The following is a 17,788-nucleotide window of genomic DNA, read 5'->3' on the forward strand; positions in this document are numbered from 1 at the left end:
GTCTCAACATCATTGAGACACCCAACCATTCTTATTTTAAAACACGTCGAGCTGTTACAAAATTCTTTTGTGCCCAAGTGGAAGAAATGTTTTGTTTCACAATACCATTAGTAGTCATACTAATATATTGATTATTTCCTAAATAAATACCAGTTTGCGTGATATCTTGTCCACCATTATTCGTTGAGAAGAACAGTAAATCACCTTTTTGAAGCTGTGATTTTTGGATACGTGTCCCTACTAAAGCTTGCTTACTTGCTAGCTTATCCTTTAAATCAATACCATGCTTTTTAAAGACATAGTACGTAAAACCAGCACTTGTAAAAGTCAGTGCACTTTCTTTGTACGTATAGCCGAATTTTGCTTTGCTTGTTAACCCGGTAGCTGTTGCAATAATTTGATTGGCTGAAGTACTAGCTGAAGGTGCACTTACACTGGGAGATGAGTTGGAATCAGAGAAAACGCGCTTCGCTGTAATATAATGTTCAGTATAATAATCTACAAATAACACTCTTGTCATCACACCGTCTGAATTAGGAATGATGATTCGATGATCGCCCGCATAAATCCCTACAAGCGAAGGTGTCTTAGAGCCTTTAACACTATTAAAGAAGACTAAATCGCCCTTTCTCAAATTAGCACGAGCCACTGTTGATCCTTGGTTCATTAAATTGCTTAACGTAGTAGCGCCGAGTGTCACGCCACTTTTACGATAGATGAAATCAACAAATGCTGGAGCTGTGAAGCGTAGGCTTGACTCGCTTGTTGAAGTGCCAATCGTTACTTTGTTTTTATACGTCAGGGCATTCTCTACAATTTTATCGCCTTTTGTTGCAGGATTGGCTGATAGTAGGGTAGGCAATACTCTACGTGCAGATACATAGTTTTCTGTATAATACGGCTTACTGTTTAAATCAGAAATGACAATATTTTGTTTGGAATCAGCCATGTGGATGATTTTATTGTCACCGATATACATGCCGACATGATCGGGGTCAGTCCCTGTTTTTTTACTTTTAAAGAACACTAAATCGCCTTTTTGTAATTGGTTCCTTGCTACATATGTCCCTTGCTGAATCATATAATTTTCATTATATGTCCCAAGGTCTACACCATTTTTCTCAAAGATGTACATTAAAAATGAAGCACAAGAAAATTTATATGGATATGTAGACTTGTAAACCGAATTGCTATATGTCGCTTGACCCATTAAGCTTTTCCCTGTCTGAATGAGTTGATCTGCTTTCGCTGCAACAGCCTGTGCGTTGTTTTGAGCATTTGTTGTAGCAGCCTCGACCTGTATCGGCTGGATGGCTGTGTGCACCATTCCGAATGAACTGAAGCCAATTGTTAAGGCAAGTGTTGTAGATAAAAATCGTTTATTCATGTTGTTATAACCTCCTGAAGCATCTAGTAGAATTTCTCCTGTATAGCTTTGCCATGGAAATAATCGTAGCATGAAAATAGAGGGCTTCCGGGAGGTAAATGTTACCAGGGTAACTAGAGGGAGGGCTTCAACACTTGCTATAAAAGGCTTTATCAAGGGAATTTACAGTTTTATTACAAATGTTTCAACAAGATGTAATATGGAACAGTTCCATGAAAAAACTGCCCTAATAGCAGGGCAGTTTATCTTAATTTTTGAATCATTTCGACGCGATTACCAAACGGATCTCGAAATTCAAATCGCTCATAATGAGGGATTGGCACAGAATCCAGTATGTCTATTTGATGTTCTGCTAGTTTCCTCTTCCAGTACTCAATATCTTCTACTTGATACGCAATATGCGCCTTTGTTGTCAAGCGATCAAAGCCATCTTCCGTGCCCACATGAACCTCCTGCTGACCAAGCTGTAACCAGAATCCGCCTCGTCCCTTCAGCGACTCAGGCTTCTCCAATTCCTGCAAACCTAAAACCTGACAATAAAAAGCTTTCCCCTGCTCCTCTGATCCTTGTGGAATGGTAATTTGCACATGATGTAAACCGATAATCATCTCATAATGCCCCCTTTTTCTTTAAGTATAGTTTAATTTTTGAATATTTAAAATGTTGGCGGATAGCAATGGGAAAGTGATGGATAGCTTTTCAAAAGAGGAGGATAGAATCTTCGAAGAGAAGGATAACCTTCAAACAGAAGGAAAGCCCATTAAAAGTGATGGATAAAATCTCAAAAGAGGTGGATAGAACCTTCTAAGTGCAGGATAACCCATCAAAAGAGGTGGATAAAACCTGCAAAGAGAAGGATAACCCTCAAACAGGTGGATAGAACCTTCTAAGTGCAGGATAATCCATCAAAAGAAGTGGATAAAACCTGCAAAGAGAAGGATAACCTTCAAACTGGTGGATAGAATCTTCTAAGTGCAGGATAACCTATCAAAAGAGGTGGATAAAACCTGGAAAGAGAGGGATAACCCATCAAAAGAGGAGGATAGAACCCCTGAAGAAAAGGATAACCCTCAAAGAGGTGGATAGCACCTTCGAAGAGAAGGAGAACCTATCAAAAGAAGTGGATAAAACCTGCAAAGAGAAGGATAACCCTCAAACAGGGGGATAGCACCTTCTAAGTGCAGGATAATCCATCAAAAGAAGTGGATAAAACCTGCAAAGAGAGGGATAGCCCATCAAAAGAGGAGGATAGAACCTTCTAAGTGCAGGATAATCCATCAAAAGAAGTGGATAAAACCTGCAAAGAGAAGGATAACCCTCAAACAGGGGGATAGAACCTTCTAAGTGCAGGATAATCCATCAAAAGAAGTGGATAAAACCTGCAAAGAGAAGGATAACCCTCAAACAGGGGGATAGAACCTTCTAAGTGCAGGATAATCTATCAAAAGAAGTGGATAAAACCTGGAAAGAGAGGGATAACCCATCAAAAGAGGAGGATAGAACCCCTGAAGAAAAGGATAACCCTCAAAGAGGTGGATAGCACCTTCGAAGAGAAGGAGAACCTATCAAAAGAAGTGGATAAAATCTGCCCTCAAACAGGGGGATAGAACCTTCTAAGTGCAGGATAATCTATCAAAAGAAGTGGATAAAATCTGCAAAGAGAAGGATAACCCTCAAACAGGGGGATAGAACCTTCTAAGTGCAGGATAATCTATCAAAAGAAGTGGATAAAATCTGCAAAGAGAAGGATAACCTTCAAACTGGTGGATAGAATCTTCTAAGTGCAGGATAACCTATCAAAAGAGGTGGATAGAACCCCTGAAGAAAAGGATAACCCTCAAACAGGAGGATAGCACCTTCGAAGAGAAGGATAATCCATCAAAAGAAGTGGATAAAACCTGCAAAGAGAGGGATAGCCCTCAAACAGGAGGATAGCACCTTCTAAGTGAAGGATAAAATCTCAAAAGAGGTGGATAGAACCTTCGAAGAGAAGGATAACCCATCAAAAGTAGTGGATAAAAACTTCAAAGAAAAGGATAACCCTCAAACAGGAGGATAGAATCTTCGAAGGGAAGGATAACCCTCAAAGTATGGATAGAACTCAAAAAAGGGGGATAGAGCCCCCAAAAAGCAAAGGATAGTCACTCATACAACACCTACATATTCGCTTATTCTTCAGCTCCAAAAAGATTCAAATTATACTTTTCTGAAAGGGATATGATAGTATTCCATGATTTATTTAGTTCCTGTAAAGATTGCTCATACTCTTCTTTAGCATTTACTCTATCAATTTGGTATGTTGCATCGACTAATCTAATAGTTGGAAAATCATGAGAGCTTTTTTTTTCTTTAAAATCAATTATCGCATTATAGAGTTCTTTTTCTTCTGGGGAGCTTGTTTTAGGTTTGAAATCTATTTTATTATGTGAATAGTCTATTGCATCTTCATAATATGCTTGTTGTTGTGAGAGTGCTTTTTTTATTCCATCGCTGGAATGGGCCATTGAATATGTTTGTGATTCATATAAATTATTCAAGTTATTTATATTATTTTCTTCTATGTTTTTATATTTCGCTTCTACTTGAATATAGTCTTTTAAATCAGCGATAAATTGATCATCGAAGCCTGTCTCATTTTCTTTACTACAGCCAGATAAAAGTAAGATAAAGAGTAAACTTTTCAACAGTAGTATTGCGGTCTTATTGCGTTTCATATGTATTCCTCCTGAAATCTATGTTTCTTTATATGGTAACATAGTAATAAAATAGAAGAAAGTTAAGTGTAAATGGAAGTGCCGATCAAGTCATTACATCTATCACAGTATTTTATGAAGATCGGGTCTGTGCACACAAATCTTTATGGTATAATAATAAAAACGGAATAATAGGATAGAGGTACAAATCAGATTTTAGGATTTGTTTAAAAGGGAAGATCGGTGTAATTCCGACGCTGTCCCGCAACTGTAAATGGGAGCACTTTTCAAAAGGCCACTGTTACGTGTCGTAATGGGAAGGTGAAAGGTGTGATGAACATAAGCCAGGAGACCTGCCTTTATCTAGTACAGCCAAAAAACCTACGCGGATAGGGGGTGTTGAGTGTGACTAGAGAAATTCTCCTGCATGCTCATAGTACGATGACTGCTAAAAAGGTAGCTTCTATGTTGAATAGAAAGCTTATTTCCAGCTGGCAATCACCGTATTATGTCATGTATTTGTCATAGTAGACATCTTTCTAATAAGAGAAAGATGTCTTTTTTTATGTAAAACATTAAAGGAGCGGTCCACATGAATCCACAAGTTGTTGAGTATTATGAGAGCCTATTAAAAATTGAAATTATGCAAGAGCCTTATGCTGCAAAGCCTCTAAAGGAGCTTGTTGAACAATATGTTGGGCATGATGCTGCACATGAGCAATCCATTTTAGCAGCGTATACCAATGTTTTAAAAGAATTACTTGGATAGAATGGTTTTGGCTACTTCGTTTTTCGAAGTAGCCATTTTTAATAAGCGCATGCTTTGACAATTAATAAGAGAAGGCGTAAAATTTCGTTGAACAATTGTTTTGAACGTTTGTTCAAAAAAGAGGTGAGTACAGTCGATCAGAAAGAGAACGTATCAAAAGAAAAAAATAAAGAGGTAAAGGATCAAATTTTACAGGCCGCGAAATCGTTGTTTTCGTCCAGAGGCTATGATGGGACGACGGTGAGACAAATTTGTGATGAGGCAAATGTGTCACTTGCGCTTGTTTCCTATCATTTTGGTGGCAAAGAAAATGTATTTAATGCATTGTTTGAACCGCTACGCCACACCTTTATGAATGCCCATTATGATATCCATGATTCACTTGGTGCACTTCGTAGCTTTTGCCGAAACTTTGTGCTTTATCGCATTCATGAGCATGAATTAATTGATATTTTACAGCAAGAGATTGTTATGAATAGTCCTAGGTTAGAGATGCTTAAAGATGTTTTTTTACCTTCCTGGGAGCAACTTCGGAAGATTTTATTAGCTTGTCAGGAGCAGCAGACCATTCGCTTTGAGTCGCTTGACGTTGCGCTGAACTTTATTATGGGGACGTTAATGTACTCCTTGAACAATCCATTTTTAAATCGTTCTTCCTTACAATCAACACCTGAACAAATTGCAGAACATGCAGTCAACTTTGTGTTATACGGTCTTCAAACTAAATCATAAAAAGAAGGTAATTCTAATGAAAGCAGCAAAATATTACGGTATTCAAGATATTCGAGTAGAGGAAGCACAATTGCCAGCACTAGAACCAGGCATGGTAAAAGTAAAAGTCGCATTTGCAGGAATTTGTGGTAGTGATTTACATGAATATGTAGGGGGTGCCTATGCATTTCGTACACAACCTGTATTAGGTCATGAATTTGCAGGTGTTGTTGTAGAGGTCGCAGCAGGCGTTACTCAAATAAAAATAGGGGATCGTGTAGCAGTGGAGCCACCGATTCCTTGTGGAAAATGTAATAATTGTCGACGTGGGTATACTAACTTATGTAAACGTGGACAATCCTACGGTTATACGATTTCAGGTGGATTTGCTGAATATGCTATTGTGCAGGAAGAAAATATTCACCACCTTCCGGATGACATGAGCCTAGAGCTAGGCGCACTTGTTGAACCTACAGCAGTAGCCGTTCATGCAGTGCGTCAAAGTCAATTAAAGCTGGGCGATACAGCAGCTATTTTTGGCGCAGGTCCTATTGGTTTATTAGTCTTACAGGCTGTGAAGGCAGCGGGGGCAAGTGAAATTTTTGTCGTGGAGGTTTCTGATGAACGACGCCAAAAAGCACTTGAATTAGGCGCAACCTATGTCATCAATCCAATTGACACAGATGCTGTCGCGTTTATTCGTGAAAAAACAAAGGGTGGGGTGGATGTTGCGTATGATGCAGCAGGTGTGCAGGCAACGTTTACAAGTGGTGTCAGTGCGGTACATCCAGGCGGCGAATTTAAAATCGTTAGCGTCTGGGAAAGACCAGTAGAATTTAATCCAAATGCGGTCGTTTCTCCAGAAGTGAAAATTAGTGGCTCATTTGCTTATGTTAATATTTTCCCCGAAGTAATTCGTCTACTCGCTCGTGGGGTCATTGATGGTCAAGCTGTTATTACAAGCCAAATCGCTTTAGAGGATATTGTGGAAAAAGGTTTTGAAGCATTAACGAAAGACCGTAGTCAATGTAAAATTCTTGTCAATATGAATCTATAAATCTTACTGAAAATCGTAGCCAAACTTGCGTTAAAACAGGTTTGGCTACCATTATTTTTGGTCTATTAAATAGCATAATACCAATTGGATTACATTTATTTGTCATAAAACTGTCTTTAGGACTTCATTCATATTTCACTTTTACTTTATATAATAAATTTGCTATTTATAAATAGAATGGAGATCAAATATGAAAAATCTGCTTTATTCAAGGTTTTGGCGATTGCATTTTTTCGCAGCACTTTTTATTACACCATTACTGCTGTCTCTCACATTAAGCGGGATTGGCTATTTATTTTTCACAGATGTAGAAAATCGATTATATGATGATTACTTCTTTGGCGAAAGCCATAAAGAAGAGGTTTTAACGATGGATGAAGCCGTGGAAAAAGCGGAAGCGGCATTTGCAGGCTACTCCACTACGAAAGTTATTATGCTGGAAGAGCCTTATAATACGCGTTTAACTTTATCAAATGGCAAAGAACAGAAGTACGTATTTTTAGATGATCACAATCAAATGGTTGGTAGTCAGGATGCGAATTATACATTTTCTAATATTATGAGAAATACACACAGCTCCCTATTTATTGGCGGTACTTTTGTCAATTATTTAGTGGAACTAGCGGCATGCTGGACGATCTTTTTATTATTGTCAGGACTTTATATGACATTTAAAGGAAATCTTTTGAAGAAGCCAAAGGCAGAGAATAAACGACAAAAAAGTAAGAGATTGCATGCACTCGTTGGGACAATCATTACAATTCCAATGGTGCTGTTTATTTCTACAGGGCTATTATGGTCTGCTTTTCAAGGGTCGATTCTTGTGAATATAGCTTCAGAAAGTCCAACTTTTGGTTACCCATTATTACAGCAAAAGCCACCAACATCGGATGTCTCTGAAATTCCTTGGGCCACTCGACAATTAGAGGCGCCTATATCAGAAGGTGAACATGCGCAGCATCATGGAGGCGGAGCTGTCCGTTATACAAATGACAGCCAAATTTCGATTGCTGATCTTGAAAAAGAAATCAATGTCATGAATATCGCAAAACCTTATTCGATTATTTACCCGTCAAATGAGGAGGGCGTATATACAGTGGCGAAGGCGAGTAATTCAGGTGTAACAGGTCTGGATGTGAAGCCTTCAGCAGAAGCAACGATGTATTTCGATCAATATAGTGGGAAGTTTATCGATCAAGTAAATTATGCTGATTATGGCATGTTGGCTAAATTCTTTACATGGGGCATTCCTTTACATGAAGGTCACTTATTTGGCTGGCCTAATAAGATTCTAAACTTAGTGGTTTGTCTAGCCTTTTTAGCCGTCATTATGTGGGGCATTCGCACATGGATTTTACGTAGAAAAAAAGGGGAGCTTTCTGCACCACCGCAAATTTCTCATAAAATGTCCATGCCGTTTATCATTTTCCTTGTTATTTTAGGCATTATAATGCCGTTATTTGGCGCCTCCTTGATCGCTGTCGTATTGATGGAGCTCATCATTATAGGCTGGCAAACAAAGAAGAAGTTAAGAGCAGAAGAAACTAAATAATGCGAATGGATACGGTACAACAGGATTGTGCCGTATCTTTTTTGTTTATTTCGTTTATATGAACGCAATACTATACTGAAGCTGCAAAAATGTTTATAGATTTTTCAGCCCAATTTTATAAAGTTTTAAGATTTGTATGGTACATTGCTAGTAGTTTCAGCTTATTGGGGGAGTGTAGATGTCAATTAAAACGAGGTTTTTGCTATCTTATGTGGGTGTTATTATCATTGCTATCACGCTTTTACTTGCAGCCGTTTTTCTTTTTTCCTTTGCGATTACGGGTGATATCAAAGCAATAGAGCATTTTTATAAAAAATCCTATGTACAAAAGCCTTTGACGACGGTAGAAGAAAACGCTTTTCTAGATTTAAAATTACTAGCTAAAAATAATCCCCAGCAGCTTTTAGATCTCGAACAGCTAGAAAAAATCAATGCACCTTCGATTGAGATTGTGGTACGAAAAGATCATCAAATTGTTTATTCAACGCAGAAAGAGCATGAACAATTATTACTTCAAAGCTTACCTGGCTTTGAAGCGACCAATATTAATTCGCGTGATACCATCATGATTAATCAAGCCTTTTATACGTATGTAAAATTTGATTTTTATTTTCCAGATAAAACCGAGGGAAGTATTTTCGTTTTAAGAGAGGTTAGTTCTCATGCGGAAGTAACGCGTGAACTGTTGCCCATTCTTTTAGGAATCTTATTTGTACTATTTATGATGATTATTGGCTTATTAAATTATTTAGTTTCAAGAAGTATTATTAATCCAATCTCAGCTTTAAAGGATGGGGCTGAACGCATTAAATCGGGCGACTTAGATTTTGAAATTACGTCTCATTCCAATGATGAAATTGGTCAGTTGAATCGATCGTTTGAGGAAATGAGAGTTAAGCTAAAAGAATCAATCCAGCTTCAGCTTCAATATGAGGAAAATCGGAAAGAGCTATTATCGAATATTTCCCATGATTTAAAAACGCCTATGACTTCCATTATCGGCTATGTAGAGGGCATTAAAGATGGCGTGGCGAATACAGAGGAGAAGATGGATAAATATTTAACAACCATCTATACAAAAGCAAAGGATATGGATGTATTAATTGATGAGCTGTTCTTATTTTCTAAATTGGATTTAAAAAAGGTTCCATTCCAAATGGAAAGCGTCAATCTCCAGCAATATATGCATGATTATGTAGAGGATGCGAGCTTTGATTTTATTGCACGAGACATTCATTTACAATATATATCAGCAGGTTCTCCTCTTTTGGCCATGGCTGATCGTGATAAATTAAGACGTGTCCTGTCAAATTTACTAAGCAATAGTGAGAAATATATGGATAAATCCTATAAGCAAATTATTATTTCGTTGCACGAGCGAACTGAGGATGCGATTATTCAGGTAACAGATAATGGTACGGGCATTGATCCTGCTGCGTTACCTCATATTTTTGATCGTTTTTACCGTGCGGAGCCTTCCCGTAATTCGCAAACAGGGGGCAGTGGCTTAGGGTTAGCGATTGCGAAACAAATCGTCCTTGAAATGGGCGGCGACATTTGGGCGAAGAGTGAATTAACGAAGGGAACGAGCATATTCATTTCATTGAAAAAGGCTGAGGAGAAGGGGAGTCATCATGAAAAAAATTCTGTTAATTGAAGATGAAGTGAGCATAGCAGAGCTCCAACGAGATTATTTAGAGATTAATGGTTTTTCAGTAGATATCCATCATAACGGAGACGATGGCCTGAAGCAGGCACTAAAAGGTGATTATGCTTTAATCATTTTGGATATTATGCTGCCTGGGATGAATGGCTTTGATATTTGTAAACAAGTTCGAGCAGTGCACAATATGCCCATTTTATTTGTTTCAGCCAAAAAAGAGGATATTGATAAAATTCGTGGCCTTGGTCTAGGGGCAGATGATTATATTACGAAGCCCTTTAGTCCAAGTGAGCTAGTAGCAAGAGTCAAGGCACATTTAGCCAGGTATGAGCGCCTCGCTACGAATCAGCAAACAAATCATACGATGTCCATTCATGGCATTACGATCGATACATCTGCTAGAAAGGTTTTTGTCAATGGGGATGAAATTGCCTTTACAACAAAGGAATTTGATTTACTCGTTTTTTTTGTTAAACACCCAAATCAAGTATTAAGTAAAGAGCAGTTATATGAGCGAAACTGGGGCTATGAATCAGCTGCAGATGTTTCGACCGTTACCGTTCATATTCGCAAGCTACGTGAAAAAATTGAACGTGATCCAGCACAGCCAAAGTTTTTGGAAACGGTATGGGGAGCAGGCTATCGTTTCAATGTTTAAGAGCAAAATATCTCGTCCATGTGGCGAGGTATTTTTTTGGCCAATTTTTAGACTTTTTTAAGAAATGGTTAATGGAATATTTAGCATTACCACTTACACTAAAATAAGGAAGACAGCAATAAATAAGAGAGTGTGGTGCAAGGGGTGAAAAAAATACAAACGGTTATGATCGCATTATCACTTTTGCTTCAAGGATGTGCCTCCAACGAATCAGAGGCAATACAGTTTGATAAAGGGGAGAGTGAAGTGGTGAAATCAAATTGGAAGAGTGAACGGTTTAAAGCAGCCGAAATGGGAGATATAGAAGCGTTACAACGTGCTTTGGATCAAAAAGTTGATATCAATGTCCAAGATTCAAATAGCAGAACAGCCTTGATGATTGCAACCTATAATCAGAATGTCGAGGCAGCACAATTATTAATAAATGCTGGGGCCGATGTCAATATACAGGACAATAGGCAAAATACGCCCTTTCTTTATGCTGGAGCAGAAGGCTATCTGGATATATTAAAGATGACGATTCAGGCTGGTGCTGATCCTACTATTTTGAACCGATATGGAGGAACCGCATTAATCCCAGCTGCAGAGCATGGTTATGTGGAGGTCATCGAGGAGTTGTTGCGTAACAGCGACATCGACGTCAATCATGTGAATCATTTAGGATGGACAGCGCTGATGGAGGCGATTGTGTTAAATAACGGCAATCCAACACAGCAAACGGTAATTCAGTTATTGATTGAGCATGGTGCTGATGTGAATATTCCGGATCAAAATAATGTGACACCATTACAACATGCGAGACAGCGAGGATTTAACGAGATTGAACAAATCCTGATTGCAGCGGGAGCGAAGTAATGCAAACTGTAGGGATTTTTATGAAAGCCCATTACAAATTTTGTAGTGGGCTTGGAAACATTAATTCAGTATACGTATTACCAATTGGAGTTGCAGTTTCAGTACGTCTTTTTTTACACCAACACGGCTATATTTATTAGGATACAGCGATAACGAAGATTTTAAAAAAGGTGGCATAAGAGTGGTGAAAAACAGGCGGATTTTTTGTGCTTTACTTGGACTATTGTTTACGCAAACGGCTTGTAGCAACGGTGTGAGAGTTGATTATGAAGAGGAATTTGTAATTTCGGAAACCGCGCAATTAGAAAATGTAAGAGTACTAGAACTGGACACTAATGACGAAGATAATCAAAAGGTACTTAACGTATTTAGAGGAGACTTAAAAAATGGCGTTTATGCTTATGACGAGAATAAGCATAAAACCTATATCTTGATAAATGCCAATACTAGGAATTATGCTGATTATTCGTTTAAATTAGATAAGGAAAATAAAATTCTAACACTTTTCTATACAACTACAGAAGGAAGTGTTACAAATAAAAAAACGCTATTCCTTATAGAAAGTAAAAACAAGCATCCATTTGAGGAAATAAAATTGATTAACAACGGTAATGATGATGGTTTTATAGGAGTGTATACTAATTAAAGAAGGTCTGACATCATTTATAATTATCCATTGATTGTGTGGCTAAAAATAGCCCCACTTCAAACCAACAATTGCGTGAAGTGGGTAAACTATTAATAATCAAGCGAAGTATCTTATTTTAAAATGGTGAAAATCTCGTCACGGCTGTGGCGAGATTTTTTGTTATAGCCAGCCTTTGTCACTTGCTATCTGAGCAGCCTGCTGTCTTGATTCCACTTGCAGCTTTTGAATAGAGGTAGATAAATAATTGCGAATGGTACCCTTTGTTAAAAACAATTGCTTGCTGATTTCATTTGTGGTCAAACCCTCTTTGACAAGCTGTAGTACTGCAATTTCTCGTTCGTTTAAAGGGTTTTGCTCCTTCATAAACAAGGTAGCGGCTAGATCCTTACTAACCACCTTTTCTCCCTGCATGATTTTTCGAATGGTAGCGATTAAATAATCGATCGGTTCATCTTTCAATAGATAGCCGTGTACCTCGCAATCCATAGCCTTTTGTAAATAGCCAGGCCGAGCAAAAGTTGTGACAATCATCACTTTACACGGTAGGTTAGCCTGTTTAATTTTTTCAGCTAGCTCTAGCCCAGACAGATGGGGCATTTCAATATCTACGAGGCAAACATCTGGTAGCTCCTGTTGGATGTAGTCCCATGCTTTTAGCCCATCTGCCACCTCGGCTATGACTTCAATATCTGGTTCAAACGATAAGAGCGATGTTAAGGCACCGCGTAGCATTTGTTGGTCCTCCGCTAGTAATACACGTATCATGATGTGGGCTCCTTTCCGTCTTGAATTGGTAGCGTAAGAGTTACGCTCGTGCCTGTAGGTGTATGGCTGTTAATTGTGGCATAACCTTGCAGGATATGCATTCTTTCCTTCATCGAGTGGATGCCATTGCCAAATCCTTTTTGCTGTAAGCCTATGCCATCATCTTTCATGATTAGCGTGTATTGTCCCGTGTGATATTGAATGATGATGTGGCATTTTTTTGCCTGACTGTGCTTGAGTATATTGGTCGTAGCCTCTCTTACACATAATGCGAGCATCGTTTCCTCCACACTAGAAAGAACAATTTGAGGGCATTGATTGTGAAGGCTTGTTGTGATATTTGCACTTTGTAAAAGCTGTTTGCAATGCACTAGCTCCGTCTGTAACGAAATGAAATTCATATCAGATACTAGCTCACGCACTTGTTTTAAGGCTGTACGTGTAGTGGCTAATATATCATCCAATTCTTGCTTCACCTTTGAAGGATCTCGGTCAATTAGTTTTGTCGTTAGTTCCGTTCTAATTTTAATCATTGTGAGTGTATGACCAATTGTATCGTGAAGGTCTCTTGCAATACGCTGTCGCTCCTCCTGCTGAACAAGCTGCATATTGACGTCTGCCAATTCAGCTTGCAGATTTTTCGACTTTTCCACAAAGTAAATAAGAATTGGCAATACTAGCTGAAACATCATGATAGGTACTAACACCTGTGATTCCTTCTGTAAAAAGGAGTCTGTCGCCAGATACATGACCGTCAAAAACATGATCGCGATGGCTAATATTCCACAGCCGATATGCCATTTTGATTTCGCCCGTCCAAGTAAATCGGCAAAGGTAAAGCCAAAAATAAGCATAAAGGGCTCTATATAAATACTTAGTATAGTGATAACGATGAAGCCTACTAATGATGCGACAAGGAGTCTCCCATTTTTATGCCATAAAGCATTATAGAAAGCTCCTAAGTATAAAAGGAGCAATGTTATTTTCATAGCTAAAGGAAGTGATCCAGACCATAGTACTATTGCGATGAGAAAAATCACAGAAGCTACATCGATGATTAAATAATGCTTTATTTGTTCTCTAGGATATATTTTTATTGCCTACACCTTCCTTTGTTGCAAATTGTTGCGTCATTGCTCGAATGGATTTTTGACGAATCCATTCCATAGGACCCAATTGAAAATGCTGTAACCAAATAGACGCTATGACCAGTTGTAGGAATGACAAAGTTAGCCAAATGCAAATGACGATCACGCTATTGACATGCCCTCCTAAGCCAAGGCCCCAACCATAAAAAATAAATGATGCAAGTATGTTTTGAAGGACATAACAGCTTAAAGACATTTTACCGACTTGTGCAAAACGTTGCCAAAGCCAATTGAACCTCTTATATTCTACCAGTTTCCCTAAAATTCCAATATAGCCAATCGATAGAATAGGGGCACATAAATAGCGAACAGGAAAATCAAAAAGTCCCCCTGGTATAAAGATAAGTAAATTGAGGGGAATGCCAATGTATATACCAATCGTAAACAGCTTTTGGCGTATTTGCCGTCCTCTATCTGTTTGTGAAAATACATCGTTGCGCATAAGCTTCACACCAAGTAAAAATAAAAAGATATTCATAGGGATAATGAAAATAGCTTCTGATCGATAGAATAAAAAATTTATCAGACGATGCTGTACTTGTGCTAGCCATGAGCCGTTTTCATACAATGTGGCAACGCTCTCCATTCCATTTAAGGAAACACCAACACCTTGTAATGTACTGATAAAAATAAGGAGGATTAGTAGGACATGAAGGCTGCCAAAAAGATAGAAAGCCCATGTCATGGCTTTGTTACCTAATCGGATGAGAAAGGCAACGATGAAGGCTGTAGCAGCATAGCTCATTAAAATATCATATTCCATGACAAGGGTATAATGAAGCAGTCCCTCTAGCCCTAAAAAGACGATTGACCAAAGATAGACCCCAGGCCAAGCATTGCCTCTGCGTAAGGCTTGCTGATATTTTAATTGTAAACCTACCCCAAACATAATCGTTAACAAGCCTAGTAGCTTACCGTTGACGAAAAATAAAACTACCATTCGTAAAAAATCCTGGAAGGACCACCAACCAGAGTAGTTGCTTGTTGTGATATACGATAAATCACCTAAATAAGCAAAAATCCAAATATTGGTGCCGAGCGTTCCTAAAACGGCGAAGCCTCTTAACATATCGATAAAGGGAAGTCTTTGTTGCATTTGCATATGTTCAATCACTCTTTCTGTATTTTCTTACCTTCAGGATAAGAAAATACGAAGAAAAAACCTATTCACACCAGTCAAAGGAATTTTATGACAGGTGTCATAAAGTGATTGGGATCACATAAAAAACCAGCACGCTTTGGGTGCTGGTTCGTTTATTTCGTACAAGTATAGATGCGATAGTCTAAAAATGGCTGATATTTTTCGTTCATGGCAAGATGCTGATCCATGACCTCATAAAACTCGGATTCAATCGCTGCGGAAACATCAAATTCAGGCTTGGAGGAGATGGATTGATTTTTTTGTATGCGAATATCGTGAAAACCAGCCTGTTGCAGTAGCTTTACCCAATCCTTTTTCATAAGGAGGGACTTGAATCCGTAAAATTGTTGGATGTCGTCTGCTAGGTCAGGGGGGAGAGTTGTAGGTTTGGTGAATTCAATAGCAATGAAGCGTCCACTTTTCTTTAATAAACGATAAATTTCTTGCAAAGCCTGTTGCTGATTTACAAAGGCTAGTACTGATTCAGCTAGAATCAAGTCAAATGATTCATTTGGTAACGAAGTTTTTTCAATTGAGCCTTGCAATAGACGGACGGGTAAACGTGCTTTTTGCATTCGTTTCTGCGCCTTTTTGATCATGACGGGGTGAATATCGATGCCTGTGACACTAGCTTGATAGGCAGTCGCCAAATAAGCAGCCGTTTGTCCTGTACCACACCCTACATCTAAAATATCGGCGCCTGGCGTAATGTTCTCTGTTGAAAAGAGAGCCTTTGATAGATTAATTCCTCCTGGATGCGCTCCTCCAATGCCGAATTGAGCTAAAAAGGTAAGATAATGTGAGCCTTGAATGCGTATCACCTTCTTTTTTCTTATAGTATGACAGGGAAACTAGTCTTGTTCCCTCAAACATCTTGAGTGGGCAAGAGAATATTTTTACAGCCTTCTTCAAAAGTCTATTTCACTACTAAAATTCCCACATATACTAGTTAGAAGCTTTCAGACAGGAGGTGTATAAATGCCATATTTTCAGCCGAATGCTAGAAGGGGTCCCTATCCGCCAAGCAATAGACAATATTTTGGCCCACCTTTTCGAGGTAGAATGGTGCAACCTTACTATTCTCCCTATCAACAACAACAAGGATCCAGATTAGGCAGTTTGCCAGATCATTTAAATACGATTATGGGGCATGCTGGGACGATTACAAATGGAGTCAATATGTTGAGGCAGATGGGATCGTTACTAAGTTTATTTAGATAAAGCTAGAAACCCTCTTAAGAAAATATCTTAAGAGGGTTCATGTTCGTGCTTAATCGGCTTGGACAAGTTGTTTTTCAATAATCGAGCGATTCTTTTCTTTAAATAGCTCATTATGAGACGATACCATGCCATGACGATAGGCTGTTGGCTCCAAATACGTTTTAATGGAGTTGACCGCATTGGCTGCATCTTGGAATGTTCCAAGTAGCAAGTGGATTTTTCCTTCAAATGATAAAATATCACCAGCCGCAAAAATACCTGGCTGTGCCGTTTCACCTGTTGCTTTCCCTTCAAAATAATAATCATCCTTTTTGGGAATAGCAATGGCTTCATCAAATGCGAGAGATGCCTCACGGTTATAGCCATGACTAACGATCACCTCATCGATTTGACGGGTATAACTTTGCTGCGTTTTCGTATTTTCACATGTTACTAATTGAATAGCCGTTTTATCAGCATTCGCTGACAGCTTTGTAATCGTCGTATTGCACTCTATATTTACTCCCGCATCAAGTGCTTCCTGTACCGTTGCTTCATGCGCTGATAAATGCTCTTTACGGTAAACGAGGGTCACGCTTTTAGCAATTGGGCTTAACTCAACAGCCCAATCGATGGCTGCATTACCACCACCAGAAATCATAATATCTTTGTCGACAAAACGTTTATAGGATTGAACGGTATAATGTAAATTTGACATTTCATATTTTTCAGCGCCCTCAAGCGTCAGTTTTTGAGGGTTAATAATACCACCACCTACAGCTAGCAGCACCGTTTTAGAATAATGCTTTTCACCAGCTGCTGTATGGATAATAAAAACATCATTCTGGCGTTCAATCAAATCTACTTTTGTATCTGTCAAAATGGTAGGATCGAATGTTTTGGCTTGCTCGATTAATTGTTTGACAAATTGCTCGCCTAAAACAGGAGGATGTCCGCCAATATCCCAAATCAGCTTTTCAGGATAAAGTAATACTTTTCCGCCAAGCTGTGATTGACTCTCAATCAATTTTGTTTTTAATCCACGCAGACCGCTGTAGAAGGCACTATATAAGCCAGCAGGGCCGCCACCAATAATTGTCACATCATATACATGTTGCATTTTTATTGCCACATCCTTAAAAAATAGTAAAAAGTAATTGACAAATTCTTATCAGAAACTAGACTGAATCTAGTGATAATGATTATCATTTTAAGCTGTGAATAGCATAGCATGGAAAGATGTAAAAAGAAAGAGAGGCTCCGATTTGCAGGATGCGCTAGTGACTGCTGCTGTCTCTATAACAGATGGTGTAGCCTTGTTGGTTCATATTGCCACTTTTCAGTGGAGCGAGCTTGCTGAAATGGTTATGTCGGCACACTTCTTGTATTTATTGAATGACTAGAAAAGTATTAGCAAATGTTAGTTGCTGCTCGAAAGAACAGACTTTTGATCTAATAAAAACTGTGAAAAATTAATTTTACAACATCGACCTTTCAAGTTTTTGAGAACCTCATTTGTTGTGGTTCTTTTTTTATATAA

The 17,788-nt window shown here is 38.5% G+C and carries 19 protein-coding genes and 1 riboswitch; of the genes, 11 read left to right on the top strand and 8 right to left on the bottom strand.

What is annotated here, in order from left to right; translation table 11 throughout:
- Positions 1–31: 31 nt before the first annotated feature.
- The 3 genes from MKY46_RS08910 to MKY46_RS08920 all read right to left on the bottom strand — a co-directional run bounded on the left by MKY46_RS08910 (position 32) and on the right by MKY46_RS08920 (position 4,101).
- Complete coding sequence (locus MKY46_RS08910; RefSeq protein ID WP_340833969.1) at positions 32–1,387, bottom strand: C40 family peptidase; 1,356 nt, start codon at positions 1,385–1,387, stop codon at positions 32–34.
- Between the two features lie 242 nt (positions 1,388–1,629).
- Entirely contained in the window at positions 1,630–1,995 is a 366-nt protein-coding gene (locus tag MKY46_RS08915) for a VOC family protein (RefSeq protein WP_036117818.1), read from the bottom strand.
- Positions 1,996–3,555: 1,560 nt separating this feature from the next.
- Positions 3,556–4,101, bottom strand: a complete 546-nt coding sequence (locus MKY46_RS08920) for a hypothetical protein (RefSeq protein ID WP_036117815.1) — start codon at positions 4,099–4,101, stop codon at positions 3,556–3,558.
- Between the two features lie 162 nt (positions 4,102–4,263).
- A riboswitch (cobalamin riboswitch) is annotated at positions 4,264–4,455 on the top strand.
- Positions 4,456–4,485: 30 nt separating this feature from the next.
- Between MKY46_RS08920 and MKY46_RS08925 the strand changes: the two genes are divergently transcribed.
- From MKY46_RS08925 to MKY46_RS08965, 9 genes are all read left to right on the top strand, one after another.
- Positions 4,486–4,608, top strand: coding sequence for a hypothetical protein (locus MKY46_RS08925; protein WP_255358843.1), 123 nt, complete (start codon positions 4,486–4,488; stop codon positions 4,606–4,608).
- 64 nt (positions 4,609–4,672) lie between these two features.
- Positions 4,673–4,849: a hypothetical protein gene (locus tag MKY46_RS08930; protein ID WP_170829809.1), complete on the top strand. Its 177-nt coding sequence runs from the start codon at positions 4,673–4,675 to the stop codon at positions 4,847–4,849.
- Between the two features lie 87 nt (positions 4,850–4,936).
- Positions 4,937–5,581 carry a TetR/AcrR family transcriptional regulator gene (locus MKY46_RS08935; protein WP_230593747.1) on the top strand — a complete coding sequence of 215 codons (645 nt, stop codon included), beginning with the start codon at positions 4,937–4,939 and terminating at the stop codon, positions 5,579–5,581.
- A 16-nt stretch (positions 5,582–5,597) separates the two neighbouring features.
- Positions 5,598–6,617 (top strand): 2,3-butanediol dehydrogenase, encoded by a 1,020-nt coding sequence (locus tag MKY46_RS08940; RefSeq protein ID WP_036117812.1) that lies wholly within the window; start codon positions 5,598–5,600, stop codon positions 6,615–6,617.
- A 190-nt stretch (positions 6,618–6,807) separates the two neighbouring features.
- Complete coding sequence (locus MKY46_RS08945) at positions 6,808–8,169, top strand: PepSY-associated TM helix domain-containing protein (protein ID WP_036117808.1); 1,362 nt, start codon at positions 6,808–6,810, stop codon at positions 8,167–8,169.
- A 178-nt stretch (positions 8,170–8,347) separates the two neighbouring features.
- The gene (locus MKY46_RS08950) at positions 8,348–9,826 is read left to right on the top strand and encodes a sensor histidine kinase (protein WP_036117805.1); all 1,479 of its coding nucleotides are present in this window, start codon (positions 8,348–8,350) and stop codon (positions 9,824–9,826) included.
- On the top strand, positions 9,804–10,490 hold the full coding sequence (locus MKY46_RS08955; RefSeq protein ID WP_101966808.1) for a response regulator transcription factor: 687 nt from the start codon (positions 9,804–9,806) through the stop codon (positions 10,488–10,490). The genes MKY46_RS08950 and MKY46_RS08955 overlap by 23 nt, the downstream gene beginning before the upstream one ends.
- A 144-nt stretch (positions 10,491–10,634) precedes the next feature.
- Positions 10,635–11,345 carry an ankyrin repeat domain-containing protein gene (locus MKY46_RS08960; protein WP_257982919.1) on the top strand — a complete coding sequence of 237 codons (711 nt, stop codon included), beginning with the start codon at positions 10,635–10,637 and terminating at the stop codon, positions 11,343–11,345.
- A gap of 181 nt (positions 11,346–11,526) precedes the next feature.
- Positions 11,527–11,991, top strand: a complete 465-nt coding sequence (locus MKY46_RS08965; protein WP_340833970.1) for a hypothetical protein — start codon at positions 11,527–11,529, stop codon at positions 11,989–11,991.
- Between the two features lie 162 nt (positions 11,992–12,153).
- Here MKY46_RS08965 and MKY46_RS08970 read toward each other — a convergent pair whose 3' ends face one another.
- The 4 genes from MKY46_RS08970 to MKY46_RS08985 all read right to left on the bottom strand — a co-directional run bounded on the left by MKY46_RS08970 (position 12,154) and on the right by MKY46_RS08985 (position 15,869).
- A complete protein-coding gene (locus MKY46_RS08970) occupies positions 12,154–12,759 on the bottom strand; it encodes a response regulator transcription factor (RefSeq protein WP_058845269.1) in 606 nt (201 codons plus the stop codon).
- Positions 12,756–13,748: a sensor histidine kinase gene (locus tag MKY46_RS08975; protein ID WP_271913006.1), complete on the bottom strand. Its 993-nt coding sequence runs from the start codon at positions 13,746–13,748 to the stop codon at positions 12,756–12,758. The genes MKY46_RS08970 and MKY46_RS08975 overlap by 4 nt, the downstream gene beginning before the upstream one ends.
- A gap of 91 nt (positions 13,749–13,839) precedes the next feature.
- Complete coding sequence (locus tag MKY46_RS08980) at positions 13,840–15,009, bottom strand: DUF418 domain-containing protein (protein WP_340833971.1); 1,170 nt, start codon at positions 15,007–15,009, stop codon at positions 13,840–13,842.
- A gap of 152 nt (positions 15,010–15,161) precedes the next feature.
- Positions 15,162–15,869: a class I SAM-dependent methyltransferase gene (locus MKY46_RS08985; RefSeq protein ID WP_340833972.1), complete on the bottom strand. Its 708-nt coding sequence runs from the start codon at positions 15,867–15,869 to the stop codon at positions 15,162–15,164.
- Between the two features lie 157 nt (positions 15,870–16,026).
- Between MKY46_RS08985 and MKY46_RS08990 the strand changes: the two genes are divergently transcribed.
- Entirely contained in the window at positions 16,027–16,269 is a 243-nt protein-coding gene (locus tag MKY46_RS08990; RefSeq protein WP_036117161.1) for a hypothetical protein, read from the top strand.
- A gap of 49 nt (positions 16,270–16,318) precedes the next feature.
- Here the strand turns inward: MKY46_RS08990 and MKY46_RS08995 are convergent, their stop codons facing one another.
- Positions 16,319–17,368, bottom strand: coding sequence for an NAD(P)/FAD-dependent oxidoreductase (locus MKY46_RS08995; RefSeq protein ID WP_036117163.1), 1,050 nt, complete (start codon positions 17,366–17,368; stop codon positions 16,319–16,321).
- 145 nt (positions 17,369–17,513) lie between these two features.
- Here MKY46_RS08995 and MKY46_RS09000 point away from each other — a divergent pair, with 145 nt between their 5' ends.
- Complete coding sequence (locus MKY46_RS09000; protein ID WP_157492985.1) at positions 17,514–17,651, top strand: hypothetical protein; 138 nt, start codon at positions 17,514–17,516, stop codon at positions 17,649–17,651.
- The last annotated feature ends 137 nt before the right edge of the window (positions 17,652–17,788 follow it).

This window comes from Lysinibacillus sp. FSL M8-0355 (assembly GCF_038008985.1).
Taxonomy (GTDB): domain Bacteria; phylum Bacillota; class Bacilli; order Bacillales_A; family Planococcaceae; genus Lysinibacillus; species Lysinibacillus fusiformis_D.